Here is a 26,032-nt window from a genome sequence, read left to right on the forward strand (position 1 = left end):
TAAAGGGCCATGTCCTACTGTTCATGGTGCGCATTTCCACGGGGTGGCTGCCAATGAAACTGATTCAGTGTCGTTTCTCGTCTGGTCAGCGCGTGCCTCTGCTGGTGCAGGATGGCTTGGTGGCACCGTTGCCCATCCTCGTTCCATTCATCTACGTCCAGCTCAAGCTCAGGCATCGTGCCTACAACACTGCCGCAGCGCATCTTCGTGCGATCCAGGCTTTCTACAGCTATGCCGAAAGTCGAAAGCTCGATGCCGATGAGGCCATCTTGGACGGTCACTTTGAAGCGATTCTGGCACTACTGGATGGTTACGCAATCTGGCTCCAAAGCGGCCGCCAGGCCGATAATCTGGTCGCTCGAATCGGGATAGCTAAAATGGATTCTTTTCCGCAGATCGATCCGCGTACTCGTGACCAGTACCTGCGGCTCTTGAAGCAATACCTGTCCTGGTGTGTCTGCCGATACATCCCGCGCGCCCGTCAGAGCTCAACCACCCTGGCAAACATCGAGGTAGCATTTGCAGATGTCGCTGACATCATTGAGCGGCGCTTTGAGAGCCATATCACCAATGTTCGGCCAGACCGCGCTCGTTACCGCAGCCTTACAGACACGCAACTCCAGACCATACGGACACTGATTGTCCCTGGCGCTGCGAAGAATCCTTTTCCGGAACGAATGCAGTTGCGCAATTGGCTAATGATTGAATTGCTGCTGGAGACGGGTATCCGTCGCGGGGAGCTTCTAAAGCTCTATACCACCGATATCAATCAGGGTTCTCAGCATGCTTACGTGAGCATCAATGACCGCGAACATGACCCGGGCGACCCGCGCGCTGAAGAGCCTGCACTGAAAACACACGGGCGGACTGTCGGTATCTCCACACAGTTGTATGAAGTTTACGAACGCTACATTCAGAGCGAGCGACGTCCACTCCGTAACGGTAAACCGATGAAATTGCTGTACCGCTATCTGTTCATCTCCGACCGAGGCCGCCCGCTGTCGATCCGCGCATTGTCTAACGTCCTCGACCGGCTGTTTCTGACCATTGAACTGGCTCATCCCGGCTTGTTGCCTACACTTTCCGCTCATGACTTCCGCCACACCTTCGCCGACCGTTTTTTGGCTTACCTGGTCGAACAACGTGGGCATGATCTCGAACGCGCCTCGGACGAGCTGCGACGAATCTGCGGTTGGTCTGATACGTCGGCTATGCCACGCCGTTATGCCAGTCGCTATCTAGCCGAGTCGGCCAGCCGCCATAACGCCCAGCGCACCTCGGCAGCCTGGAGCCGGCTTGACAATTAAGGAGGCTCATCGTGACCAAATTAGTCGATCAAGAAGACACGTCACCCTCCTCCTCTTTACCCGCTTACGTATTCGAGGGACCGGATCAGGTTGCCATTCGAACTCGCACGAATGACCAGCCAAAGTACGTAGATACTCGATTGAGCGTTTGGACGTGGTATGACGGTGGCCTTGCAATGAAAGTCGATTGGGTGGCGCTAAAATTTAGTTCTGACCTCATGGAAATTTGCAAAAGTTTTATGGCTTACGCACTTGAGAAATATGCCCCGAGAACGGCGCAAATGTTTGCAAATCTCTTTCATAAGTTATCTAAGACAGATCTGGCAAGTGGCCTCCCTTGGGGTAAGTCACTCCTAATCACCACCATAGAAAGTTTGAGAAAGTCAAGACACGATCTTGTAGGTTTCCGCATATTCTATCGCTGGGCAGTTGGTAGAGGCATTGAAGGTTTTGACTTAAATACCTACCTGATAATCAAGGAGATCAAATCAAGCAGAGTTGCCCCATATGATCGAATCTACCTCTCACAGTCTTGCCTGGAAATATCTGAGGAGGCTCAACTACTCAAACGCATTGAGCAAGAAGCTACGCCTAGCTCATGGGAAAACACCCAGATTAATGTGTTACTTCACTTAGGATTTGAACTCGCACCACGCGCAATTCAGTTTCATTCGCTAGATATCGCAGACTTTGAAGTCATCGAGGATTGTAATCATAGTGTCTACTATACGCTGTGGCTACCCATGGCCAAAAAGTTCAGGCAGCGCAGACCTGAGCGACGACCACGCAAAATAACGACCAAACTGGGGGATAAGATTTCCCAGCACGTTTCTGGAATAAGGCACCTCTTTGGTGAAAACTGCGAGGCAATGTTTGTGGGCTCTGATGGAAGTCGCATGTCTGTAACTGAGATTGGGACATGCCTCAAACACGAGCTACGTGAAGCTGGGATAGACAGGCCGAAGCAGGTAACCATGTTGCTGCGTCATCACCTTGGGCAAGGCTTGGCAGACCAGGGAACTCCGGCAGATATGATTGCCGAACTGCTAGGGCACAACAGTACGGTTGCGGCGCGTGCGTATGTAACCGCAACCCCCAACATTGCCCGGATCAAAGAGAAAGCACTCGGCAAGAGTCCCGTCTATCAACGCATTATGCGCAGTTTCTTGACGGGGGAAGTCATACAACGCCGCGATACATCTACCGAAAGAGTGATCCGTGGCGTAATAGACACGCAGTACATCGGGAACATCGGTGCATGTGCCCTCCCCGTGCATACTCACTGCCCCTACAATCCTGTCTACGCCTGCTACACCTGCAAGAAATTTCACCCCTTTGCTGACGGCCGCCATGAGCAGGTAAAAGAGGCACTGCAACGAGAAGCGCAACGGTTCATAGATATGGCAGAACAAGCCGGAGACCTCATTCACAACCGGCCTCTCGCCCAGCACCAGACCACCATTCTGGCAGTAAGCGCTACGATCGAGCGCTGCCGGCAGCATATGGAGGATGCCAACGATGACGACGTCTAGGGCAAGGCAGAGTCTCGAACGCTTCATAAACCAGGAACAAGCGTTTTTTCAGTCATTACCAGTTTCGAGCCCGTGGGAGGTACCGGTTTGGGGCGTTGAATGCTGGTTACCACAAAGGGATAAGCAACATGCTCTTACCTTCGAAACGCATCGACAGTCCCTAGATAGGGTGGGATATCCTGCCCCACCTAAGGGGCCACTCCCCTTCACTTTCCAAAGTTTTAGCAAAGCAATAATTGTGTATTTACAACGAACTCGGAATTTGAGGTTCTCGATGGTGGCTGCATACAATATTGCGGTCCGACGCCTCTACAATCCTTTGTTTGAACGCGACGCATCCGACCCCACGCACTTAACGCGAGGTGATTTCGAACGCGTCGTAGAATTTCTCCGAGAAAGTGGCTACAAAAACCTTTACGACGCGACCTCTCACCTTCAAGTGATAGCTGATACAATTGATAAACTACAGCTAACTGAGATCGCCATCCACTTTGAGCATGACGCAAGGCCAGAGAGGCGCCGCCACGACTATATATCGTTGCACGATACGGATCGAGCGGTAAAAAAGCGAAAATCTGATGAGCGCTTGCCCTCGCGTGAGGCAATGGAAGCCTATGCCCTATGCTCAAATAACCCTCTAAGTGAAGGAGAGGAAATTCTACTGCGAGTTATTGATTTGTTGATCGTGACAGGTCAGCGCGGGAATGAAATTTCAGTAATCCCATACGACTGCTGGGTGCAACGCTCGATAAAAGGATCGCTGGGTGAGACGGTGATGGATGCCCATGGTAGTCCCATCATTGAATTCGGTATTCGCTACTTTGCCGAAAAACAATTTCAATCACGCGTTCACTGGCTTGCTGAAAGCGATGTTCACATGGCCAGGCGCGCAGTTGAGCGACTGAAAGTGTTAACTGCGGAGCAGCGGGCAATCGCTAAGTGGCAAGAAGACAATCCAGGTCGAATCTGGTCTTATCCGCCTCAACAACTGATTACTGATGCTCAAGTAATGGAGTGGCTAGGATTTAGTAACGAAAGAGAATACGGCAAACACCTCTATCTGTATTTATCCCGAAACGGCATTCACCCTATCGAAGAAGAATTTGATTATCGTAACCGGCGGAAAGTAGGAAGGCGATATGTTGCAGGTGAAATTGAGCATTTGATGGCCCCGAAGCTCTCCGGCCATGCAGCACTGACAGAAAATGTTCAGGGCCAGTTGCGCATAGTGCTCAAAACCAGCGAAGTATTGGGCATTGCCTTCGATGGACAATTTCGTTTTAACGGTCGAGAGAACAATGTATTTCGCGCCATTCCAAGACGGGTAACACTAACAGATATAAACCGAGCACTTGGTGCAGATCCTCGATCCCCATCTATATTTGCCCGGCGATCATTGGTAGAAGTGGATGGATCTCCAATTCGTCTGACGAGCCACCAGCCCCGTCATTGGCGAAATACGATCTATCATCTCGCTGGCATGAGCGATGTTCAGCAAGCCCTGGCCTTGGGGAGAAAACGGCTAGAGCAGAACAGGTTTTATCAGCACACCAGTATAGAAGAGGATATGGAGTCCCATCATGGTTTTCTAGCGTTCAACAGCTATCAGGAGCGCATCGATTTTCTTCATTCAGGGATTAGGAAGGGTGACATTCAGGGCGCACTCACCGACAGCTATCACTCACTACTCAAAGAGAAAGGCCCAATTACGGCAGAAGCTTTCCTCACCATACATGCCACGGCACTGCACGTGACACCTTTCGGCGGTTGCATACATGATTTCTCTCAGGCCCCCTGCCCTAAGCATCTTCAATGCTGGAATGGCTGCTCCCATCTCCATCTGATGGGAACCCCCATGGAGCGGAGGAACCTTGAGAGGCAAGCCGAGCGTCTAATGACCGCGATTGCCATCATGAGAGATGCGGGCACCGGAGAGGCTGGCAGCGATGTATGGCTATCGGACCAGGAAGATAAACTCAACAGACTAAAGTCCGTCTTGGCGCGCGGTACAGGGGTAGGTGTACAACAGGTGTTTCCAAATGGGCGTCCAATGGTCGTTGTAGACACAGGCAGACGGCGCAGTTCGGTTTCGGATGATGAGAGGTAACGATGGCGCAACGATACACCTTGAGAGGCAGCAGTTTGGACGAGGCGATCGACGCCCTCCTCGCTCAGATGATTAGCGAGGGGTTGGAGCTTGCGCCTATTTCTCGCCCTGAAGTGCTGCGCCGATTAGGCCTCACGAGCCGAGGTACTCTAGTGGGCGACAGAGGCCGTCGTATTGAGTCCGCGCGTATCGCTCAACTCAAGGAGAGTGGAAGAGATCCAGACGGTACCCGACGCCGAAGAAGCCTCGAAGAGCGTGTCGCGCATTTGCAAGAGGAAAATTGCGATTTGAGAAAGCAGCTTGATCAGCTCTATGAAGCACTGACGACAATTGCGCAGAACTGCTTGGTTAAGGGAGTCGATGTCGAGAGCATTTTGACTCCATTTCGAAAGCTGTAATTTCAAAAATTTTCAAAGATAGCCTCCGTCGCAGGCAACCGAGGTCGCCTTACTCCTCGTGAGTCAGAAAGCCATTCGGCGTCTGATCGCGCAGAGTAGCCAGTTACCGCGATGCCGGTGAGTGCGAAAAAATGATCCGGACACTTTTTGTATCAGCTTCGGCCGAGCCCAAGCCTTCAGTGTAGATTTTTCCTCCCTCCAAGCTGTACACGTAGACCGCTTCCTCACGGATGTCATCAACCGTTTCGCGTAACTCCAACAGTTTCTCCATCATCCACCCATCACTGCCGTTCAGATAGCCTGGAGAAACCAGCTGCACATCCAGCAGCCGGAGGCCGGCCGTTTGTTCACTAATCACCTGCTCAAGTGATGAAATGCTAGGCAGCATAAGCATGCTGGTGAATGCTTCGTTGTCCTGCTGGAAGGCAACTTTGACATAAAACCAGGGGCAATGTGTGGTCTGTTCAACGTACTGCCAGCACTGGGTGGATCCGTCCCCGAGAAGCTCACCGAGGGCCAGCTCTGCTTGTTTATGAGTGATGAACATGGCGCCGCCTCAAATATGAACACTATAGATTGTAGCCCTATAGGGCGCGTAAAGGCTTCATCGTTCCTTTTGCGAGATCGGCAATATGGAACTGAAACAGGCGTTTGGTGCGGCTCTGAAGCAGCTGCGTTCGGTTAGGAAGCTTTCGCAGGAGGACTTTTCTGACGTCAGTAGCCGTACCTACCTCAGCTCGCTTGAGCGCGGTCTGAAGAGCCCCACCATCGACAAGGTGGACGAGCTAGCATCTGTACTGGACGTACATCCACTGACCATTCTCGTGGGCTGTTATCTTCTCCGAGAGAATTCGAACACCCTTGACCGTCTGTTTTCCCAAATACGAACGGAACTGCCAAGCGATATGAGACAAGAAGCTGATGGGAGCGTCTCAAACTCCTGACAGACTCCCTTTGTCACGCGATGGTAGACTCACAGCTGTCGAAAACCGGCAGCCTGCCAGAGTCGAATCACTAACGTCGGACCACTTATGCCCAAACCGCCCGAAATCTTGCCTCCCGATCACCCGGCGTACGCCGAGGCAGTTGAGGCAATGCGCCGCTACCACGAGGCTCGGGACGCAGGCGCGCCAGTAACTGAAGTGGAAAGGTTGCGTCTGATTGCGGAGTCTCTTTACCAGGCGATAACCGACTACCAGATGAAGGCTTTCGGTAAGGGCAGCAGACCAACTCATTGAGCGGCAGTTACTCGGAGCTGTGTCCTGAGAATGGCCGCCTTCGACCCATAGCGGACGTTCGCCACCAGCAAAAGTCGGCCAAATGCAGCCGATCATGAGGGCTGCTAACGGCCAGTCGATTATAGAGTCAGTTCTGAACGCCTAGTTGGAGCCGTCCGCATACTGGGTAAAGCACGGCAAAGGCCGAAGCCCCCAGTGACTAACTATGCGAACGCCTGCCGATTTTGCATGCGAATATTCGCGCGATGCGCGGCAGATCCAAAAGCTGAAGAAATGAGTGGAGGCTGAACCTCTCATGGATCACAAACTAGGTTCGCCGCCCCCCTCCTTCGTTGATGCAGCGCCGCTAACGACATAATCCGCGCTCAGCCACCTTCTGCACCATTACCGCTATCTTCCTTCCATGACTCCATTTTTGGCTTCCCTCGTTCGAACCAAACTACACCTTCAGACCGTCTCCATGCGGCATGAGAATTTCCTCCGCCTGGCCACACGCCTCGCTCCGCTACAAACGTCCACACGCACGCCAAATCGTTATCTTTCAACAGCCGCTCAAATATGTCCTGCCGTATGTAGGCGTGTGAACCATCGTCAGGGCCCATGCTGCTGATGAATTGGGGCTTCCCTAGCGCATTCACATAGACACGCGGATCGAAGTGCATAGGGGTAATGGAAAGCTGATTTGCCAACCAAGGGGCTGGTAAATGTGCAGAGGCTCCGTCCGGAAGGGAGGCATCCAAATGGGACTCCCAATGATATTTATGGCAGGGAAATGCCACCTCGAGCTCACCTTGGTTATGAAAGTAGGCAGGTGTCCACATTAATTGATCCCAGGTAAAGCGCCATGGGGCCTCAAGCAGATAGCCGTCGTCCGTGCAACTGCGTCCCGACCACCTCGAAACATCTAGAGAACGCTGAGTGCTCAGAAAGCGAATCAGCTGTTTGTGATCTCTTTTCCTGACAACGACAGGCATGAGGAAACGCCATTCTTTCAGTCGTAGCCCGTGCTCTCGGCTCTCTCCATCATCGTAACGATTCGCCACGGAGCGATGCTCGTAAAGGACTAGCCACTTTTCACCTTCCTCGTCGGTTCGACCTACAAGACTTGGCATCCCAAGGCTAGGGTCAAGCTTGAACGGCCATTCCTGGAGGCAGTCTTCTGATACTTCCTCGAGAGCAATTGGTGAGATATCTACAAAATCAGCACTCGCATCGGACAGCCCTTGAAGAACAGTAGGGTCGATGTCTCGATGGAAACCTAGATCGATGGATGAACGGTAATCACGTGTTCCATCCACGCGCGCTTCGGAAAGCCAATTACTATCGGCTAGCCGGCAAAGGAGTTCATCGAGCGCAAGCCACTCATATTTGGCACCAATCCGCTCAAAGAGTGGCCTGTCGCGGGAATAGCTGTGACGGTGAGAGCTATCCGATGGGAAGAGTTCGTCTGTCCATCCGAAGTCATAGGCGCGCTTTGCGACCCACCGTTTGGCCGCCGCCATGTCGACACCTTCCAACGTGCGCGGATATTTTTCCGAGCGGGCGATGCACCATCTGAACTCGTCGGTAAATCTTCTTTTTTCGTCAACATTCAGTAGATCTACAAGCTTCTTCTCTAGCTGCTGAAGCTCCTCGGAGTGGTCATGCGCCTCGAGTGCCTCGCAGTCCTCAAGCGCATCGGGCTCCTCAAGTTCCTCAAGTTCCTCAAGTTCCTCAAGTTCCTCAAGCTTCTCGAGTGCCTCGACTGGGCGGAGCAAGAATCGGAACGGATTAAATTGGAGAGCACTGATCGCATCGACGATTTCTTGCCTGTCTGGGTAAGGGGCAATTACCTCTATATCGAATCGCTCGTTCATCTCGGATTGTGTGTAGGGCATTGGAGAAGTCAAAGCAACGCTCGAAAATGAGCTGACACGATGCTTGATCTCATCAGCGAACTCACTTATTTCGCCAGTGCAAGAACGCTTGATTTCGTCACCTCCAGCTTTTGTGGCGACATCACCGAGAAGAGCTTGTGAAACAGTAAATTGAACAGGCTGAGATTTATAAGGTGGCCTACAGGCACTGAGATCGACCTTGGTAGGCAGGCAACGATGGTGGGCAGCCAGCTCAACAATCCCCGATGCATAGTCCCTCAGCATAATCGATAGCGGAACGCACTGCTCAGAGAAAACCATCCGGTAAGCTACCGGGGCATACTGCTCCAACCGTATTGGAGATGGGTCGATACAACATGCGCCATAAGCAGCCCCGTGCAACCGTTCCATCACGTAGAGATCATCAAGGCCAGCGAACCTCTCGCACAGTTCACCGTAGAGCTTGACCTTCGAAAGCAGCAATGCGGATAGCGCCTTGGTAGCCTTGTCTCTGATTTCTCTATGCGATGACGCCGTCAGCCACGTGACCGCAAGCCCGCACAGAAGCTGTACGTGCCGATCCGTTTTCTCGGTCTGACTGGTCAAACACCAGTCTAGGAGGCGGCGGATCGTGCTGCCATCCGCCATATCGAAGTCGTTGATTTTCACCGTCCAGGACGCATCACGCTCTGGCATCGTTTTAGTAATCAGAATGTCGTGGAGTAGTTCAGCGTTCCAAGGGTGATCAACGTTGGCACAGAGTTCGATCAGCACGTAGAGTTGGTTATCATCGACATCCAAGATAGCCTGATAATATCGCCAAGTGCGCTCAGTGAAAGCGTTTGAGCTACGCCAACGCAAGCTCTCTAGGAAGGCGCCTCTGACCGAGTCGTCGTTGATCCAGATATCAATATCCCTCGGAAGCACATCCAAAAGCTCTGAGCCGAAACGCTCAGGCACTTGGATAGACAAAGCTTCAGCGAGACCAGCCCACTCCCATTTGAATCTGTCGCCGTCAAGAATGAAGCTCAAAACTCCTTTCTCCAGTTCGAGCCCTAGATCCTTCACACCCTTGAGCAGCGCATCCGCCATGAGGTGGTCTTGGAGTCGCTGGAAACTGAATCTCACGATATCCTCGACCGGAGCAAATGGATCAAGTTCAAGCTGGCGCGGTGGTGGGTCGAGTCGAAAAATTCCGTTCTTCTGCAGGACGTCAAACCAGGTTATGGAAGGTGGGGAAGGAAAACTCGAAAACACCTCCGTCGAAATTCGCACAGCATCGGCCAAAAGCACGTAATCGCGCCTGTCTGTGGCCATCAACCTGGCGATGGCCGAGATTGCCGCTGTAGTAGGAGCGAGCAGATCTTCGCTGCCGTCTCTTCCGACACCTAGATTTCGCGCGACACTACGGATGTAAAATGCAAAAACCTGCTTCGTGCCATGCAGGCCTCTGGGGAATTGCTTACAACCGTCTCGGGCAAGGGCAACGCACGCGCTGCGAAGAAACAGCGGATTGACAAATTCAGCGGAAAGCCAAGGCGTATCAGGCTGGGAAATGCCTCTCTTGTGCAGGTAGACCTTCGCGGCCATCGACTGCTCTACATTCGTCACGAAGCCACGAATGGAGAAGGCAACTGTCGTCTCCATCACTTTTGTCGGAACTACATACGGCGTGTACTCAGTACGACAGGTGACGACAAGAGCGAGGTTCTCGTAAGCGTTGACTCGGGCGATCAGAGCGGGAAGTTCATTCCTCCATAGTTGCGCACCGGCACCTTCGTTGATTGCATCGATCAGAATGAGTCCGCGCTTTTGAGCGGCCTCAGCGGCAGAACTCATGGCCTGCAAGAATACCTCTGGCTCAACAGTCCCCAGCCCGAGTGTTTCTGTCGCTTGCCTCCAAAAACCCAGAGAGCCTAATTGCTGCCCCAAAATAAAAACCACCGGGTGCCCATCTGAAATCGCTTTTTGAGCAACGGTACCGAGTGTGTGCGATTTGCCTGTGCCAGCCTTCCCTGTCAAAAGGGCAAAACGGTTTTGCTCAGCGGAATAAAATTTCCCCTCCAGCTTTGAACTCAAGCCGTAGAGAGCATTTGAAAGCTCGTCCAGCTTGTGGTTCAGGTAGTTCATGTCCGAAGAGGAGTAATCCCTTCTGGATTCAGACTTTGGCATATTTTGCCAAGCCCAGCCCTTCAATTCGTGGACGCTATGAGAGGCGTCTGACAAGGCTGCAACGCAATCGAGAATGGGCCAAGGCTCCCAAGAGTCGGAGCTAAATCGGCTGCCGAATGCTGAAGCCTTGGACGCTTCCTGCTCGACACGCTGGATACCAGCGATGAGCCCGGCGTCGGAGTCATCTTTTACGAAATTGCTGAGCTTGGCTGCTTTGGCTACGGCGGAAAAAGCAGAGGTGAGTTCGGTGGTGACTTCCTCATCGCGAAGGAGCACTTTAAAGAGGCTCTCGATTCCAACCTCTACGTGGTCTTCCGGGTGATATCGCTCATCGAGTGACTCTACGGCGAGTTCTACATTCTTGCGAAACCATTGCCCAGACATCTCCAACTCGCCAAACCAAAACTTTCGTAGGCCCTCAGCTGTAGGGTGTAACAATTTGTCTGTCAGGTCAGACGCCGTCCAGGCCACGAACTCAACCGTGGGGATACTGCTTTGGGCACAAAGCGCCTCCCAGGCAAGCTTGTGCGTATTCCAGTGCTCCCACCCTTTTTTCCCTGCGCCCTGCGCCCCGCTGCGATCAGTAAGGTCACAGGGAATGGCAATCACATACTGTTTCAGCTCAGGGTGAGATTTCAAAGCCTGCTTTACCGACTCGTCGATTTTGCTCCAATCGACATCCCGTGATCTAAGATAATACTTGGCCTGATAACCGACCTCAGAACCGTCCTGAAGAACCCAATAGCTCTCGATCCCGCCGTCGCCTCCCGAGCCTTCGATCCGCCTGAACTCTATGGCGCTCTCGGGGCGGTCGCGCCTGGCAAGTTGGCAGACAAGCTCCTCGAAAGACAATCTTTGCCCGTCGTCTTTTCCGATGATTTTTGAATAGTCCATTGGGTTTCCATCTGAGATCCGGATTTTTCATCGACAGGGCACTGTTCCCATTAGGGCTAGGTGCTCAGCGGCGAGTATGCGCTGAAATGATTTGACGATAAATGGAAGATGAATAGCCTCTAGTTTCGTAGACACCACTGAACGGCGGCTTCTGGCCGATTGCCGACCTCGGCGAAGGGCGCAATCGGCAAGAGCTGCTAGTCACGAACGCTGCCTTCGACCCAGCGCAATCCTTCATTACGTTCGACTACCGATGACGGTGATCGCTGACTTCCATAACGCCTGCGTCAGCGCACCGTTGTATCCTGACCGGCTGGATACCGCAAAAACCTGTTCGCTGCTAACGGAACCCGAGGGCGGTTTACGGCTATCCGTTCAAAGCGAAGGGCGAGAAGCATCAGACCTATCAGCGCTTGATATAGACCATATTTTGCCGCGCAGTTGGAACGTCCCACTGGCCGCGGAAAGATAGAAGCGAGGCTGCGTGGCAGCCAACAGCGACGAGTCGGATGTGGGACGAAGCCGCGATTTCAGCCAGAGCCCATGCCCTCGCCAACATAGCACTGACGATCTGTCCCAAAAACGAATGATGACCTCCCACTCAGCACAGCAGGTAGGTTTTATTCACGCTCTAGACTACGGGCATCTGCGGTGACCGCCTCCACAACCCCCACCAGCTCCCGCACCAGATCAGGCTCGAAGCGCTCTAGGTAAGCTGCGATAGTCTGATTGCGCAGTATGCGTGACACATAGCCCTTGGCTACCACGAGTACCAGCATGGTTTCGCCGAGGGTGTCCTCGACCAACCGATAATCGTGGTAGAGCTTTTCCATCTCCCGCTCCATGCGTGCAATGTCTTCAACAGTCACGCCCTCACTGACTTTCTTTGCCTCAAGCAGCTGTTCAGGACGCGTAGCGGCCAATACCATTTCGGCGTAGCGGCCAGTAAAACAGTTGGCCGAAATCATCATCTCGACTAATTCTATCTGGCGCATCGGCTTCATCTTGCGCAGCACGCGAAAGACCGCCTGACTGACCATTCGCGTTTTCAGCATCTCAGCGACTTCCGGCGCAATTCCCCGCAGCAAATGCTGGCGCTCGCGGATGCGTCCAACGTTGACGCTCAAGACTTCGGCAATCCGCTCGGCTGTCGTTCCTTTGCGAATGGCCTCCAGAATCATCTTGTGCTCTTGAATTGGGGTAAGTCGGTTGATCTGCCGGTTGTAGGTAAATCCTTCGTCATCTGTCGCCAACAGGCACAACGCGTCTTTTGCTCCCAGCTGTACGAGCGCGGCCAGTCGTAAATGACCATCCAGCAGCAGATAACGGGGCTCCTCTCCCTTCCCCTGAACCGGCTCGGGATGTACTGCGAGCGGTTCGACTACCCCCAGCTCGCGGATGGAAGCTAAAATCGCCGCATATTTTACGGAGGTCAGCATATCGTGGGTGACTTGGCGTGAGGGCAAAATCAGCGGTAGGCGGACTGTAATCAGATCAGGCTCAAAGGCACGCTTGATGACAGTCATGCATCCCCCTGAATACGCTCGGACAATACCTGCGGCATATCATCAATACCTTCGCTGTGTAACATTGACCGGAAAAATTCATCGGCTAATAGCCTACGCAATGCGGTCACGACGAAGAGCAATCGTTGCTCACTGATGTCCGCCTTCTTCACCATTAGGCGCTGACGGCGAACCTCAGTCTGATACGCGGTCAGCAATTGGCGGGGAGTGGTCATGCGCTCGCCTCCCTGATGCTTACCATAATCTTTCCCTAGAACCCGTCGACGGTCGATCAGACGGCGCACCTTGATGAGTTCGTCTCCTTTCAACAGCCCACTTTCATAGGCCTCGACCATTGCGGCCTGGACCTGGGCATCGTCAGACCGTGCAACATGGATCGCGACTTTAATCGGTAGCCAGCCCTTTTCGACGGCAGCAATCAAACGTTCCTCTCCTTGCCGCAGCAAGATCAGAATGCCGCCAACATATGCACGGTCTAAGCAGGTTTTCTGCGCAATTTGCCTGAGGGAGTAACCACGTTCGTGCAGTACGTGGATCGCAATCAGCAAGTCACGGTTCGAGTGCTTGCGTCGCGCCAGGTTCTCTACCAAGCTAATAAGATATCGGTCTGTCTCAGCCGCCGTCACCACGACCGCCGGAATAGCCGACTCCCCCAGGACCTTGAAGGCTTCGAAGCGCCCTTGCCCACAGATCAGGTCAAAAGTCGAACCATTACGGGTCACCGTGATCGGCCGTTTCAACCCCAGACTCGCAATGTTTTCCACCAAGCGTGCAAACACTTGTTGATTGCGACTTCGCGGGTTGAGGACACGAATATCCGCGAGTGAGATCTGTGCAATAGGCGCCGCCTGCGCCACATGAAGTGCAAGATGCTCTCCCGATGTGGCCATTACGCAGCGCTCCCCAAGGAAATACGTCGACTCAGGGCCGTTAAGATGTCCAAGCTGTCAAACCGGTACAATTCCAGTTCGCGCGGATTAGTATCTCCCAGACGCAGGTGAGGTGCTGCCAAATCGATCATGGGAAAAAGGTAGTAATCAAGCACTTCCTGCTCACCGGGGAGCATGCGCACAGCGACAGTTAGGTCAGGCATTAAACCGAAGTCGAAGCGCAGCTGCCAACGTCTGCGCACCGACTCTGAGCATTGACAGCGGCAAAGCACCACCGAGATCGAGAACTCTTCATTAACCCAAACCAGTTGGGTCTGGGGATCGACTGAGATGCGACCGCCAACAAGACGAATGCGCTCCTGCGTGTCGACCAAAATGTGCGGATACAGCTCCCGCAGCCGGCGATTGGCCTCCAGAAAGCTGTAGTCCCGTGCGGGGGAATAGCCAATCAAGCTGTAGCTGCGTAGCAAACTACCAAAGCGCTGGCGATAACAACTGCTGGAGGGGCAATCCTCTTGCTCATCAATGATCAACCCAGACAGGCAACCTCGCTCCGCAAATAGTTGCTTTAGCGTGGCCAGCATCTGCTCATCAGTCCAGTGCCGTGACCGCGCACGGATGATGGCCTGCGCCGCGAGAAACAATGCGTGTTCGACCACTGAGGAAAAGGCACCATCGGACCGTACCAACTGATCAACCGGATTAGGTGTACGGGGCTGTTTCAGCTTACCAGAAGTGCGATTCCAGACGTTGTTACCGATGTATTTTTCGTTGATCAGGACCTGATGCACTACGCCCCGTGTCCACGGTCGCTGGAAGTCTGTAAGGAGTCCACGCCGATTCAGACGTGTTGCAATTTCAGCTTCGGTTCGACCTTCCCTGACAAATGCCTGGTAAATGTCCTGAACGATCTGTTGTTCGGAATCCGGACCAGGCGTGAGAATCACCCGATCCGTCTGAAGGCTTTTGTACTCTCCCCGATCCAAGATTGCTTTAGGCTGCCCTGTCTGATCGATAAGTTGACGACGCAATCCATATCCAGCCGGGCCACCTTGTCGGTAGCCCAGCTCGATCAAGCGCGACTGCCCCGCAAACACCTTGACGGACAGCTCTCGGCTGTACTCACCAGCCATCATGCGTTTAACACTCTTGATGATGCTAGATACAGGTGAGCCATCGTTAACGAACTGTTCGGCGCAATATTCGACCCTGACACCCGCCTGCCGACATCGAACTTCGTAGCTGGCACTCACATCAGGGTCCTGAAAGCGCCCCCAGCGACTCACGTCATAGACCAAAACTACAGAGAACTCGGACTGAACCGCGTCAACGTCTCGAAGTAGTTGCTTAAGAGCTTCCCGACCATCCAGGCTTAAGCCACTTTTCCCCGCATCCGTGTACACCCGGACGATCTCCAGCTCATGCGCTGCCGCATAAGCGCGAATGGCATCCAGCTGGTTCTCAGTGGAGTACTGCTGATGTTCCGTCGACATACGGACGTAGGCAGCGGCTCTATTGCAGCCCTCTGCCAGGGATAGATGTGCTCGTGTCATTTATTGATCGATGCTCCCTCAGCGGCTTGGGGTGTACACCCATACCAAGCCGTAGACCGCACCATGCCTACCGGCCTTCGTCAGATGCCCTTCACACGAATATATAGAGGAGACACAGAAAAATGATCGCGAAAATGGGCAATCCATTTCCAATCAATGCAGAAATCTACGCCAGCGCCGTAGCCGCTGCCCTAAGCACCGAATTAGGCACGTCACATCGAGCAATCAAGACGCTGCGCCATTGGACCGATGCCAGTGAACGCACCGCTAAGCACTGGCTGGCGGGCAGCCATGGTCCCAGCGGCCTTCATTTGGTTCAATTAATGCGGCATTCAGACCATGCGCTTCAGGCAGTGCTTGAATTGGCACAGCGGAACTCGTCCGTGGCAGTGGTCTGGCTTCCCGCTTTGCGCGAGCGCTTGCTTGATGTCGCAGAGATGATCGAGGCTTGCCTGGGGCCTGGCAGCGCTCACTGACAGCCCTTTACGCAGTCTCTCGGCCTCTAGCCTGAATCCAGATGATTCCAAGCCATACAAGCTATTCAGATTCTACATTTGAAGAGTGTGGGATGCCCAAGGCTAAAAGGCTGGTGGCGGGACTGCTTTTCAGCTGAATGTTCGCAGTTAGCCGATTGCTGCCGCTCTCCCCAGGCAGCTTTGGGTCAAACGAAGTCACTCACGAAAGTTGGCTTTCGGCTCTGTGTTTCATCTGAGGTAGAATTCACACCTCTTAGTGGACGATGATAGTGACCAGGCCCATTCGGTCTATCTCTGACTGGATCCCCCTTGCCTCCCGCGAGCGTATAAATGCAGCATGTGAACCGACAGGAGCGACCATGAGTATGCACAACCCCTCACATCCTGGAGCGCTGCTCACTGAGGACTCCCTTCCTGCGCTAGGCATCAGTGGTGCTGATCTAGCCACACACCTTGGCTACCCAGTGCACATTTTGATAGAAATACTAAAGTCTCGTGCGCCACTTGATGCAGATTTGGCAGTTCGCTTAGAGCTAGCCGGTCTCGGTATAGCCCGCAATTGGCTAGCCATGCAAATGGCTTATGATCTTTGGCATGCACAACATCGTACGCTGCCAGTCATCAAACGCTTGGTTCCGTGAATTCCCAGCACTTTCACTGATTAGCTCTTCTCCAAACCCAAACACCGCTCAAGGACTCCCACAGAATCCTGATCGGTACGCATCAGCAGCTGGCAGGGACTGAGCAGCGGTTGCTGCTCAGTCCTTTCACGGAGTGCTGCTCTGCCGGCGAATGTAGTCTTTAACGCTCAATAAAAACCAGGGCACCCGATTCGGGAAAAGAAGTGATGCACAGATAGCACCGATCCGCGTTGCGGGGTCGGAGCTGGTTGACACATCGACGCAGGGCCGATTCCACCAGCCCAAGTGAACGGGCGGCATCGATATGGCCATAGCCCTGGTCGAGCACCAGGCTGGCAGCTTCGCGCTTGAATTCTGGGATAAATGTACGACGTTGCTTGGTCATCAGACACCTCTCTATGGCGAGCATTCTCGCCTAAATGGGTGTCCGGTTTCATTAGACCTCGACATACAGAACTTAGGAAACCAGGGGCGATTCATAGGCTTGCGCTACCTCTTCCCCACAGGAGTCAACATTGTACGCGTTGCTTTTCTCGATACGCTTGGTGACAGGCTAGGCGTAGTAGTGCTACACCTCAAAATCGCCTCACGAAAGATGGCATTATGCTACCCAGTTAGCCTAGTATTGGGTTTCGCGTAGGGAGGCGCTGAGGCACAAGCATTCGATAGCTCCACCCGCGCACTCATTCAGACATTGGTGCCGGAGATTTTGTTAATGGCTTTCGATGCATCACCCTCTTGGAGTGGTTTCAACTACCAGGGAAAAGTGGCGCTTTATTATGCCTTAGTCCTGATAAACAAAGAAACTCCCGAGACAGATCTCTCAGCATATAGCCTTATGCTTGAATCAACAGAAGACTTTGAAATCAAGAGAAATGATGAGTCGATCTCAATTCATCAAGTCAAGGCTTACAACAAGAGTACCTTCGAGAAATACTCAAATGCGCTAATCGAAATTACTCTTGAACTCTACAAACAGCCAACCGTCTCTGGCTTCGTCCACACTTGGAAGGTCATCAACAACAGACCCAACTTCACTTCTTTGATCGACTCTATAAAAAACGACCTAATCTTCATTTGTAATGAGTACCAAGATAGCGCTGACAAAGTCGCTACGACGATAGGGAAAGCGGCTTCAGACTCAAAGCAAATAACAAAAATCTCAGCGATTTTACGTTATGCATTTCCAACTAAGTCGGCGGATGAACTGTACGCCGTTTTAGAGGAGATTCTTAGCGAAAAAAATGATGCCCTGAGCAGGGTTGCGAGCTACGAGTATGACGATAAGAAAAAATACTGTGACCTAGACGACATCAACAAAAAAATAAAAAATCAAATCAGTCTTGCCTTTCAAGCTCGCAAAAAAATCGTTACCGACGATCATCTTGACAAGGCCTTTCACCATTACCTCGGCATGATCGACAGGCATATTATCGATCGCCACAAAAAAAAAGCCGAAGAAAATAAACTTTCGATAAGCATTGATGCGCTGAGGCTCGTACTAGAGACCGACTTGGAAGACATCAGCAAGGACTATCTGACATACAAATTCAAGGAACGATTCTCATATCAAATTGATCAATACATGAGTGACGAAGTAGATTATCCTGACGCAGGCAATGATCAACCTTGTAATCTTCAGGCTGCTTGCGCTATTTTGCTTGCATTCCATCCTCGTGAGCTCTGGGAGCATTATCGAAGCTTTTCACCCCATTTACTCCTGGACGATGCAAGTAACACAAGTAACGCTTTCACTTATAACGATGAGGGCATACGTCTTTACCTGCTCAAGATTCTACACTCTGTAGACATCGCTAGCTCTGCACCAAACGCCGCACGCTATCAGTTCACCTATCGTTCCAGCACACCCCCATTCCAAAACTTTCTTCCCACCACTATTACAAACAATGGGCGGTTTGATTTAACCTCAAAGCAGATGCACTCGAACCCTTGCTTGCCCGAACTCTTATACGAAATTGAAAACTTGATTCATTGCGGAGAAACAGATCACATTTTCTACCCGAATGCTGAAAAAAATACCGAAGCGCCAATAGAGATCGATGCTGATCAACGCTTGAAACGAACAGAGACATTCAAAAGCATTAGCGTTATCCCACTTAATAAAGCCAAGATTAAGCTAGCCAAATGATAAACCTGATAAACAACATCATTTCTAACAATGGCTATCAACGGATTGACCTCGATCTCGATGAGCCGGGTTTTATGATCACGCTTTTTAAAGCCAGTGACGAGAGCAAGCAAGAATACTTCGTCTCGCTCCTAGCCGAAGAGCAAGGCAATGAAGTGGCCATGCTGCTTTTGGAAGAAAAAGCTCAAACTATTTTTGAAAAAATTCGAAACTCAGGCAAAACCGAACGCTTCTTTGAAAAGAACTGCACGATGATTGTGTGCCATGAAGCGATAAAAATCAGTAAAGAAACAATATTTTCTTTGGAAGAAGATCCCTACAACTTCAAGAAAAATGTCCTAACCTACTCCACGGGTGAATTGCTAGCCTTGCAGACCTATCTTTCAAGCAACGGAATTGAAGAGATAACTAACGATGTCATCAATAACATCTTGAATGCTAATGGGGGAAAAAATTTCCTCGAATTCAAGCAAAGCTCCACAAAGGGCCTGTATTCGATAGTTCTTAAGACCACCCTCAAACTACCCTTCCTAATCTATACTCCTCAAGAGCAAAAGCTTAGCAATCTTGCATTAGACATTGAAAATAACCTCACACCTGAACTTAATTCAGTCTACAAAGGAATCACTTCCATAGAAACCGAATGGAATGATGAGAATATATTAGATGAGGTGATGAAAATCTGGAGTGTCGAACTATGATATTCTTGACCAAAATTACGTTGGTAAACTTTAAAATTTTCGGCGGCGAACCTTACTCTATTGGCTTCGAAGGGAACAAGCTGATCCTGCTGGATGGGCCGAATGGATATGGTAAAACTTCGGTATTCGATGCCGTCGAGTTAGCGCTAACTGGAAATATCAGCAGACTCATCACCCTGGATAACCGCCAAAACCCTGCAGACATCGTTGTAGCACATAGAAATGCCTCTTCGGTTGAAATATTGTTAGAGTTCAAAGACGAAAACTCCAACACAAGAATTTTTCAAAGAAAACTCAAAAGCAATATTACCGGCCCCTCGAAGCGAATAGCGAGATTCGCAGAACTGTGGGAGCTCAATGAGATCATCGATGGCAGTGCCGAGCCGGCAAAAAAAGATGTTCTTGAACAATTTTTTGACAGCAAAAATTTTGCCAGAGACTTTTTGCTATTCCATTATGTGCAGCAAGAAGAAACGTCAAGATTCTTAAAAACAAACAATGAAACTCAGCGTGCAACTGAGCTTGCGCAGCTTTTTGGAGACACGCGTGAAGCGGACGAAAACCTAGAAAAACTTACCAACGCACAAAGGAAAATCAACGTCGCTAAAAAGTCAATAACTAATCGAATCTCTGAACTTCAGCGCTTATACCATCTCGATCCCGAGTTGGCAATCACAACTGAGCCGACAGAGTCACATCAGTATGCGTTCCCTTGGCTGTCCGAGAACAACACCTCCCCTTATTGGGATTTTGAAACAATAGTCGAACTGACCGAACAAAGACTGAGCGCATCTCTCGCCGAAATTGAAGCTATAAAATGGCTAGTAAGCCACAGTGACTTCTACTTAAGAAATCGCCATTATCAGTCAGCATTGCACCAACGCAACCTGCTTGAGCTTTACGTAGGCTATGCTAACACACACCTGAACTACCATGGCTATCAAGACTACAGCAAGACTTACCAGGAAGTTAAGAATTCATATGATATCCTTCAACAGGAAGACATTAGCGACATACTTAAAAATTCCCGCTTAGAAAATCTCTACACTGCGCTCAAGCTGCCTGGTAGATCTGAGTTCCGTGATGCCTTGACATTACTTAACACCTTAATTTCGAAAAACAAGGGCGTAAGTTCAGTCTACACCGAAATCCTGAAACACCACTCCAAACTGTCTCCCGCTTTAGACGTCACCCCTACCGAAACTTCATGTTTCTTCTGTGGCCACGACCACAACACTCACGACGCATTGAAAGCAGCTGTCGAAAAACATGGCGACTTACTCCGTAGTGAGCTTTCAGATAAAGATAAAGCAACCGTATCTGCTCGGGAAAATTTCTCCAAGAACTATCTAGCACATTTGCTCAACGCCTGCGAGCTCTACTTAGAAATAAATGTAGAACCTAGCCAGACTGACCTGAACAAACTTGCAGAGGCATTTGCATCTAAAGATCGCTTAGAAAATATACGGCAATGGTTGATAACCGAGAAGATTGAGCATCAAGACCTCCTCGCTGAGGACTTTCCGGTCGCGGCGCGCGATAGATACATAGCCGAAGCGACAGATGTACTGTGCGAAAGAATAAGATCGCTAATCGGACCGGCACCAGATAACTTTTACGAACTCCATACATCATCAACTCTAGACCGTATCTTCAAAGATTATTTCAACAAAACCGCTGAAAGGCTAACAACCTACCCGATAGATCTCCTCACCCAGAAAGAAACTTACATAAAAGAGCAGTACGGCAACGACATGAGAGCGCATGCTGTTGAGCTGCAAAAGCTTCAAAAAAATGACTCGCTTCTTGAACGAGCACTCTCCGACACTGGAGACCTCATTACTATTGTCAGATCTCAGATCAGAAAATATAGAAAGGATCTCATTACAGATATTGAAATCCCCTTCTATATTTACTCAGGAAAAATCCTCCAAAGCCACCAAGCTGGAATAGGCCATGGCATATTCATTAAAGATCCAACAGGTGAGGATGAGCTAAAAAATGTGCGACTAGTCTCGGATTGGAAGAGCGACCACGACATTCTGAATACAATGAGCTCAGGGCAAATTTCTGCTGTTGTAATCGCATTGACGTTAGCATTGCACCGTGTTTATTCAAAAAAATTCGGAACCATCTTAATCGATGACCCAGTCCAGACGATGGATGACATCAACATGTCTTCATTGGTCGAGCTATTACGCAACGACTTCCAAGACAAGCAAATCGTGCTCTCCACTCATGAAGATAAAGTGGCAAGATACTTCACATATAAATACATCAAGCATAGCGAGAGCGTCAAAATCGTGAACCTAATGCAGCGCAGAGAATATGTACCAAGCAATAGGTTCAAATACAGCACGGACTCCTAGTTAAAGCTCGCTAGTCGTCCTTAGATTGCCGATGCCCTTGTACCGCTTTTCCTGTGTCCCCTACAAACAATCTCTGTGTTGTTAGAGATCTACCGTCGGGGACAGGCTGACAGGCAAAAGTGGTACGTCAACCGGAGGGCCGCACCGCTGCAATCTATTGCTGTCAGCGATGTTCGTATAGGTTGCGTGGACGAAGCAACTGGACTGGGACCGTCAGAGATTGGGGCCACGAGGGTAAGGACGGCGGAAAAAACTAGGTCTATGAACATCAATCGATGAACAGGCGCGTTAATTTCTAGAGCGGTTAGCCAGTAATTCAGGCTCATGAGCCGCTTATGAACATCTGACATCGCCCACTTGTTAAATTGAGTATGCTGACCGAGAACTGATCGCTAGACCTTTTCAACAATCGCCGTCATCGTTGCCAGCTATCACCGAACCCTTCTGCTCTCAAGTCCTTAGCTGCATGTCTGAATCTCAATCCTTAGGATCCATTTCAGATATCAACGTTGAGAGAATCGCCCGAGACCGCATAGAGGATCATTCTCGAAGTGCTCATAGATTGCAGTTATGCCCGCGGCTTTGAGTCATAGCATGAGCGGCATCCCTGCCACCTCCTTCAAAAGATAGATATAGGGTAATCTACGATCACGCGAACTTCGTTGTTATCGGCATATCGGTAGCCGGTCGATCCACGATGAGTTGCCTGCCTTACCCGAATGGACAAGTGTTTGGCTGGGCCAGATTGCACGACATACCGAGCCTCAATATCACGTTCCCAATGGCGAGCGTCATCCCCTTCAGGATACACATACCGACGTGCATAGAACGTGTTGTCGCTCCTATGATTGCTGACATCATCCCCTCTCGCATAACGCGTCATGAATGAAAGCCCTGGCACTCCAAAAGCTGCCATGTCGATGTCATAGCGAAGCTGGAAAGATCGCTCGTTTGGCTCAGTAAAGGTCGAAAACTGAATCGCATTTGCGAGTGAAATTACACCTGGCGCCGTACCAAAACCGAGCCAATCCATAGGCTCATCGCTGTCAACTTTCTGATATGCCAACGTGAACGTGTGGGCTTTATACTTATAGGCCATCGACAGGGAATAGGTAGTGTTATCAATCACGCTTGCGAGCTTTTTGCCCGTATCAACTGTGCGATATATGTTTGCGTCAAAAGTAATGGACTGACCAGCATCAATGGCATGGGTGTAATTACCATTGGCGTAGTACTGCTTCCATGTGTCCTTTGCCTCAGACGCATAGATGGATGCCTTTAATGCGTTTCCAAAACTGTATTTTGCTCCAACATAGCTAACGGACTTGATCGCAATTGGTAAGCCGTAGTCAGTCGTGAAGTCGTCGTCATTGTTCGACGAATCCACACCACCTTGGCCACTAAAATGCGCTGCATCGAGATGCAATTTATTGATGTCCCATCCGAGCATGCCACCAGTGGCAGAGCTCGGAAAAAGCCTCACTGTGTTCACCGACAATACAGGTACGATTGGGAATAGGTTGCCGTATTGCAACAGCCCGCCGCCGTACCGCAATTTCAACGCGCCGCCTGACTTGCTGAAGTAATCTCGTGGCTCGCCATCACTGTCAAGCTGTGTCAGGCGAACTCCCGCTCTGCCGCCACCACTGTCGAGTTTAATGCCCAAGAAACTATACGCATCGAAACCTAAGCCGGCAGTGCCAGGTGTAAACCCAGACGAAAAATTGGCCATGAAACCCTGCGCCCACTCTTCAGCGTAGCCGCTGCGATCCACTACGCTCTTGGAGGCATTGGTTCCTCCACCATTGCTCATGCCGTGACGAAAGTCTCGATTGAAGTAAAAGTTACGAGACGTTATGGTCAGTTTGCTATCATCAATAAATGATGGTGAATGGCTTTCGTCAGCCTGGGCATCACAAAAAAGGACGGAAAGCAATGCAACACAAGTTACTTTATTGGCGGTCATCTTTTTCTTCCGGCTATTGTTTTTGTAGTAAGGAGAGCAAGGTGTTTGGCGAGAGTTAATTACTAGGAGGCAGAGCGATCCTTGTAGTGACTGCTAGCAAAAAATTCCAGTCAGTATCGAATAACCCGCAACAGGAGCCGCTAGCTCCTTCCATACTGCAGCATGCCCGCAGCGCTGATAGCGGCTGCGGGCCTTCCGAACGTCGACTCAAGCCGTCACTGATGATGTGTCAGCTAGTTCTTTGAGGTCTTAGGCACTTGATAGCCTAAAGCTTTCTCAGAATTATCTGATGGCACTGCATTCGGGTGTGCAATATTAATAGCGAAAATACCCGAAAGAACTGCGGGAATTGCCGCAAGGAACATGATGCCTACGAAGGGAATGTGGATGGCTATCAGCGTCGCTCCGACGAGAGGACCTGCGATAGCGCCCAACCGACCCACGCCCAGCGCCCAACCCACTCCGGTAGCACGAATGTGTGGTGGATAGAAGTTACTGATAACACCATTCAACGTGAGCGATCCGCCAATCAGGCAGAACCCGGCCACCATTACGGCAAGAACAGTGAGAGTAGCGTTTCCATGCTCCAGGCCCACGCAAGCTGTAGCTATGCCGCAGACCACCATGACTTTGCCCACTAACCAAACTTTACTCTTAACCTTATCTGCCAGGTATGAAAGCGTCACAGCTCCGAGAGTGCCTGATGCCAGGAAGGCAGATGTGGTAAGGCTTGCGGCGCTGGATGAGAATCCTGTATCTCTCAGTAAAGTCGGCAACCAGCTGACGGTAAAGTAAAGAACAGTGAAGCTAGCAATGCAGGAACCCCAGATAAAAATCGTGGGTTTCAAGTAGCCATAACGGAACAGATCAACGATTGCGACTTTTTGTGGTTTGCCGTTCTCTGAAATAGGAGCTGGCGGAGTCCATTGTGGCAAATATTTATCCAGCATGTTCGCCAGTGCAGCTGCCATGTGTTTAGTGCGGAACAACCTGGACAAGGACTCAGGCAGCCACAGATAAAGCAGAGGCATCAGAAGCAACGGAGCGACACCACCAACAATAAAGATGCTGTGCCAACCGTAGACCTGCATGATGCTTGCAGCGATAAAGCCCCCCACAGCTCCGCCAAATGCAAAGCCTGCGGCAGCCATTGTCACAAAGAACGTCTTCATTCTGGGAGGCGAGTAGTCCGCCATCAAGGCCATAGCGCTTGGCATGGCTCCACCCATTCCTATTCCGCAAAGGAAACGGATGGCTGCAAGAGTGTAGATGTCGTCAGCCCACGCGGATAGAAGCGTTAGCCCGGAGAACAGGAGTACACAGCTGAGTAATGTTTTCCTAATGCCAAAACGATCTGCTAAAGGGGTTAGCAATAGCGAGCCGACTGTAAGTCCTAGTAAGTTGCAAGTAAATACAATTCCGAATGCTGCTTTTGGTGTTTCCCATTCTTGCGCGAGGGTCGGGACGACAAAGCCCAAGAGCTGAGCGTCGTATCCATCACAGATAAGCAATAATACCAAAAGCACGAGGGTTTGTATCTGATATCGCGAAAGCGATCGTTGATCTAAAGCAGCACGAAAGGCTTCAATTTGGTTATTCATCATGGCATTCCGATTATTTTTGTGAGGCCACGTTAGAATTCGTCGTTATTTTTACGACAGTTGGGTATTAGCCGGCATCGTAGGCAGCACACTGAAATGCAGGGCGCTTGGTCGCCTGTTGCTCAATCCATAGATTTCCTCGAGAACGCAGTACTCAGACCGAGACTGGGTCGCAGAGCTGTATACATCAGCTGGCATTGAAAACCATGAGCCATATTGGGCTCCTTGCCTAAGACCCATCTATTGCCGAACCGCTCCGAATCCGCAGGCGCTCCCTACCGGGATTAGTGAGTGGCAAACTCCTCCTTATACCGTGAATACAAGCTCGAGCCCCCTCTCGCAACGCCGATAGGATGCTCATCGCCTTGGTGACGATTAGATACTAATGAGCACGATTAATTAAATATATAGGGCTTCTATCGCAAGTAAGTTGACTGGCAGTCGTCAATTGACGCCTGAGCGCATGCGCTCAGCCGCCGCAATGACGTCAGTGGCGGCGCCCTGCCCTTGCGGCATCTGTTTGAGGACACTGCGGATAGCATCGGTATTTTGATACACCCCGGATACCATCATGGTGTGCAGTAAGTGATGGCAGCACTCGGAGGTCAAGGTCGTCTTGCCGCCAGCGGTGCAGCCCCCGAAAGTCTGACAGTTAT

General features: G+C 50.9%; 18 protein-coding genes and 1 pseudogene. 11 read left to right on the top strand and 8 right to left on the bottom strand.

Going from position 1 to position 26,032, the window contains the following annotated elements; genetic code table 11:
* Positions 1–53: 53 nt before the first annotated feature.
* From P0Y58_16355 to P0Y58_16370, 4 genes are all read left to right on the top strand, one after another.
* A complete protein-coding gene (locus P0Y58_16355) occupies positions 54–1,307 on the top strand; it encodes a site-specific integrase (protein ID WEK28479.1) in 1,254 nt (417 codons plus the stop codon).
* Positions 1,308–1,318: 11 nt separating this feature from the next.
* Positions 1,319–2,839: a tyrosine-type recombinase/integrase gene (locus tag P0Y58_16360; protein WEK28480.1), complete on the top strand. Its 1,521-nt coding sequence runs from the start codon at positions 1,319–1,321 to the stop codon at positions 2,837–2,839.
* A gap of 274 nt (positions 2,840–3,113) precedes the next feature.
* Entirely contained in the window at positions 3,114–4,946 is a 1,833-nt protein-coding gene (locus P0Y58_16365; GenBank protein WEK28481.1) for a hypothetical protein, read from the top strand.
* A 2-nt stretch (positions 4,947–4,948) separates the two neighbouring features.
* Entirely contained in the window at positions 4,949–5,344 is a 396-nt protein-coding gene (locus P0Y58_16370) for a hypothetical protein (protein ID WEK28482.1), read from the top strand.
* 103 nt (positions 5,345–5,447) lie between these two features.
* On the opposite strand, the gene P0Y58_16375 is transcribed toward P0Y58_16370, so the two are convergent.
* A complete protein-coding gene (locus P0Y58_16375; GenBank protein ID WEK28483.1) occupies positions 5,448–5,891 on the bottom strand; it encodes a hypothetical protein in 444 nt (147 codons plus the stop codon).
* A gap of 85 nt (positions 5,892–5,976) precedes the next feature.
* On the opposite strand from P0Y58_16375, the gene P0Y58_16380 reads away from it, so the two are divergent.
* Positions 5,977–6,288 carry a helix-turn-helix transcriptional regulator gene (locus tag P0Y58_16380; GenBank protein WEK28484.1) on the top strand — a complete coding sequence of 104 codons (312 nt, stop codon included), beginning with the start codon at positions 5,977–5,979 and terminating at the stop codon, positions 6,286–6,288.
* 87 nt (positions 6,289–6,375) lie between these two features.
* Entirely contained in the window at positions 6,376–6,582 is a 207-nt protein-coding gene (locus tag P0Y58_16385) for a hypothetical protein (GenBank protein ID WEK28485.1), read from the top strand.
* Positions 6,583–6,947: 365 nt separating this feature from the next.
* Here P0Y58_16385 and P0Y58_16390 read toward each other — a convergent pair whose 3' ends face one another.
* The 4 genes from P0Y58_16390 to P0Y58_16405 all read right to left on the bottom strand — a co-directional run bounded on the left by P0Y58_16390 (position 6,948) and on the right by P0Y58_16405 (position 15,473).
* Positions 6,948–11,504: an ATP-binding protein gene (locus tag P0Y58_16390; GenBank protein WEK28486.1), complete on the bottom strand. Its 4,557-nt coding sequence runs from the start codon at positions 11,502–11,504 to the stop codon at positions 6,948–6,950.
* Between the two features lie 620 nt (positions 11,505–12,124).
* Positions 12,125–13,030 carry a plasmid partitioning protein RepB C-terminal domain-containing protein gene (locus P0Y58_16395; GenBank protein WEK28487.1) on the bottom strand — a complete coding sequence of 302 codons (906 nt, stop codon included), beginning with the start codon at positions 13,028–13,030 and terminating at the stop codon, positions 12,125–12,127.
* Positions 13,027–13,920 (bottom strand): plasmid partitioning protein RepB C-terminal domain-containing protein, encoded by an 894-nt coding sequence (locus tag P0Y58_16400; GenBank protein WEK28488.1) that lies wholly within the window; start codon positions 13,918–13,920, stop codon positions 13,027–13,029. Before P0Y58_16400 ends, P0Y58_16395 begins: the two co-directional genes overlap by 4 nt.
* On the bottom strand, positions 13,920–15,473 hold the full coding sequence (locus P0Y58_16405; GenBank protein WEK28489.1) for a recombinase family protein: 1,554 nt from the start codon (positions 15,471–15,473) through the stop codon (positions 13,920–13,922). Before P0Y58_16405 ends, P0Y58_16400 begins: the two co-directional genes overlap by 1 nt.
* A 122-nt stretch (positions 15,474–15,595) precedes the next feature.
* Between P0Y58_16405 and P0Y58_16410 the strand changes: the two genes are divergently transcribed.
* Positions 15,596–15,949, top strand: a complete 354-nt coding sequence (locus P0Y58_16410) for a hypothetical protein (GenBank protein WEK28490.1) — start codon at positions 15,596–15,598, stop codon at positions 15,947–15,949.
* Positions 15,950–16,308: 359 nt separating this feature from the next.
* Positions 16,309–16,590 carry a HigA family addiction module antitoxin gene (locus tag P0Y58_16415; GenBank protein WEK28491.1) on the top strand — a complete coding sequence of 94 codons (282 nt, stop codon included), beginning with the start codon at positions 16,309–16,311 and terminating at the stop codon, positions 16,588–16,590.
* Positions 16,591–16,819: 229 nt separating this feature from the next.
* On the opposite strand, the pseudogene P0Y58_16420 reads toward P0Y58_16415, so the two are convergent.
* Positions 16,820–16,975 (bottom strand): annotated as a pseudogene (locus P0Y58_16420) (transposase).
* Positions 16,976–17,305: 330 nt separating this feature from the next.
* On the opposite strand from P0Y58_16420, the gene P0Y58_16425 reads away from it, so the two are divergent.
* Genes P0Y58_16425 through P0Y58_16435 form a run of 3 tightly spaced genes read left to right on the top strand, consistent with a single transcriptional unit; the run spans position 17,306 to position 21,809 of the window.
* Positions 17,306–18,739, top strand: coding sequence for a hypothetical protein (locus P0Y58_16425; GenBank protein WEK28492.1), 1,434 nt, complete (start codon positions 17,306–17,308; stop codon positions 18,737–18,739).
* Positions 18,736–19,440, top strand: a complete 705-nt coding sequence (locus P0Y58_16430; protein ID WEK28493.1) for a hypothetical protein — start codon at positions 18,736–18,738, stop codon at positions 19,438–19,440. Before P0Y58_16425 ends, P0Y58_16430 begins: the two co-directional genes overlap by 4 nt.
* Positions 19,437–21,809: an AAA family ATPase gene (locus tag P0Y58_16435; GenBank protein ID WEK28494.1), complete on the top strand. Its 2,373-nt coding sequence runs from the start codon at positions 19,437–19,439 to the stop codon at positions 21,807–21,809. The genes P0Y58_16430 and P0Y58_16435 overlap by 4 nt, the downstream gene beginning before the upstream one ends.
* Positions 21,810–22,428: 619 nt before the next feature.
* Here the strand turns inward: P0Y58_16435 and P0Y58_16440 are convergent.
* Positions 22,429–23,775, bottom strand: coding sequence for an OprD family porin (locus P0Y58_16440; GenBank protein WEK28495.1), 1,347 nt, complete (start codon positions 23,773–23,775; stop codon positions 22,429–22,431).
* 233 nt (positions 23,776–24,008) lie between these two features.
* Positions 24,009–25,376, bottom strand: a complete 1,368-nt coding sequence (locus P0Y58_16445) for an aromatic acid/H+ symport family MFS transporter (GenBank protein WEK28496.1) — start codon at positions 25,374–25,376, stop codon at positions 24,009–24,011.
* Positions 25,377–26,032: the final 656 nt, after the last annotated feature.

It is taken from the genome of Candidatus Pseudomonas phytovorans, assembly GCA_029202525.1.
GTDB lineage: Bacteria > Pseudomonadota > Gammaproteobacteria > Pseudomonadales > Pseudomonadaceae > Aquipseudomonas > Aquipseudomonas phytovorans.

Coding starts and splice junctions, on each gene's coding strand:
- P0Y58_16355 (WEK28479.1), top strand. CDS start 54: ATGAAACTGATTCAGTGTCGTTTCTCGTCTGGTCAGCGCGTGCCTCTG.
- P0Y58_16365 (WEK28481.1), top strand. CDS start 3,114: ATGGTGGCTGCATACAATATTGCGGTCCGACGCCTCTACAATCCTTTG.
- P0Y58_16370 (WEK28482.1), top strand. CDS start 4,949: ATGGCGCAACGATACACCTTGAGAGGCAGCAGTTTGGACGAGGCGATC.
- P0Y58_16375 (WEK28483.1), bottom strand. CDS start 5,891: ATGTTCATCACTCATAAACAAGCAGAGCTGGCCCTCGGTGAGCTTCTC.
- P0Y58_16380 (WEK28484.1), top strand. CDS start 5,977: ATGGAACTGAAACAGGCGTTTGGTGCGGCTCTGAAGCAGCTGCGTTCG.
- P0Y58_16385 (WEK28485.1), top strand. CDS start 6,376: ATGCCCAAACCGCCCGAAATCTTGCCTCCCGATCACCCGGCGTACGCC.
- P0Y58_16390 (WEK28486.1), bottom strand. CDS start 11,504: ATGGACTATTCAAAAATCATCGGAAAAGACGACGGGCAAAGATTGTCT.
- P0Y58_16395 (WEK28487.1), bottom strand. CDS start 13,030: ATGACTGTCATCAAGCGTGCCTTTGAGCCTGATCTGATTACAGTCCGC.
- P0Y58_16400 (WEK28488.1), bottom strand. CDS start 13,920: ATGGCCACATCGGGAGAGCATCTTGCACTTCATGTGGCGCAGGCGGCG.
- P0Y58_16405 (WEK28489.1), bottom strand. CDS start 15,473: ATGACACGAGCACATCTATCCCTGGCAGAGGGCTGCAATAGAGCCGCT.
- P0Y58_16410 (WEK28490.1), top strand. CDS start 15,596: ATGATCGCGAAAATGGGCAATCCATTTCCAATCAATGCAGAAATCTAC.
- P0Y58_16415 (WEK28491.1), top strand. CDS start 16,309: ATGAGTATGCACAACCCCTCACATCCTGGAGCGCTGCTCACTGAGGAC.
- P0Y58_16425 (WEK28492.1), top strand. CDS start 17,306: ATGGCTTTCGATGCATCACCCTCTTGGAGTGGTTTCAACTACCAGGGA.
- P0Y58_16430 (WEK28493.1), top strand. CDS start 18,736: ATGATAAACCTGATAAACAACATCATTTCTAACAATGGCTATCAACGG.
- P0Y58_16435 (WEK28494.1), top strand. CDS start 19,437: ATGATATTCTTGACCAAAATTACGTTGGTAAACTTTAAAATTTTCGGC.
- P0Y58_16440 (WEK28495.1), bottom strand. CDS start 23,775: ATGACCGCCAATAAAGTAACTTGTGTTGCATTGCTTTCCGTCCTTTTT.
- P0Y58_16445 (WEK28496.1), bottom strand. CDS start 25,376: ATGAATAACCAAATTGAAGCCTTTCGTGCTGCTTTAGATCAACGATCG.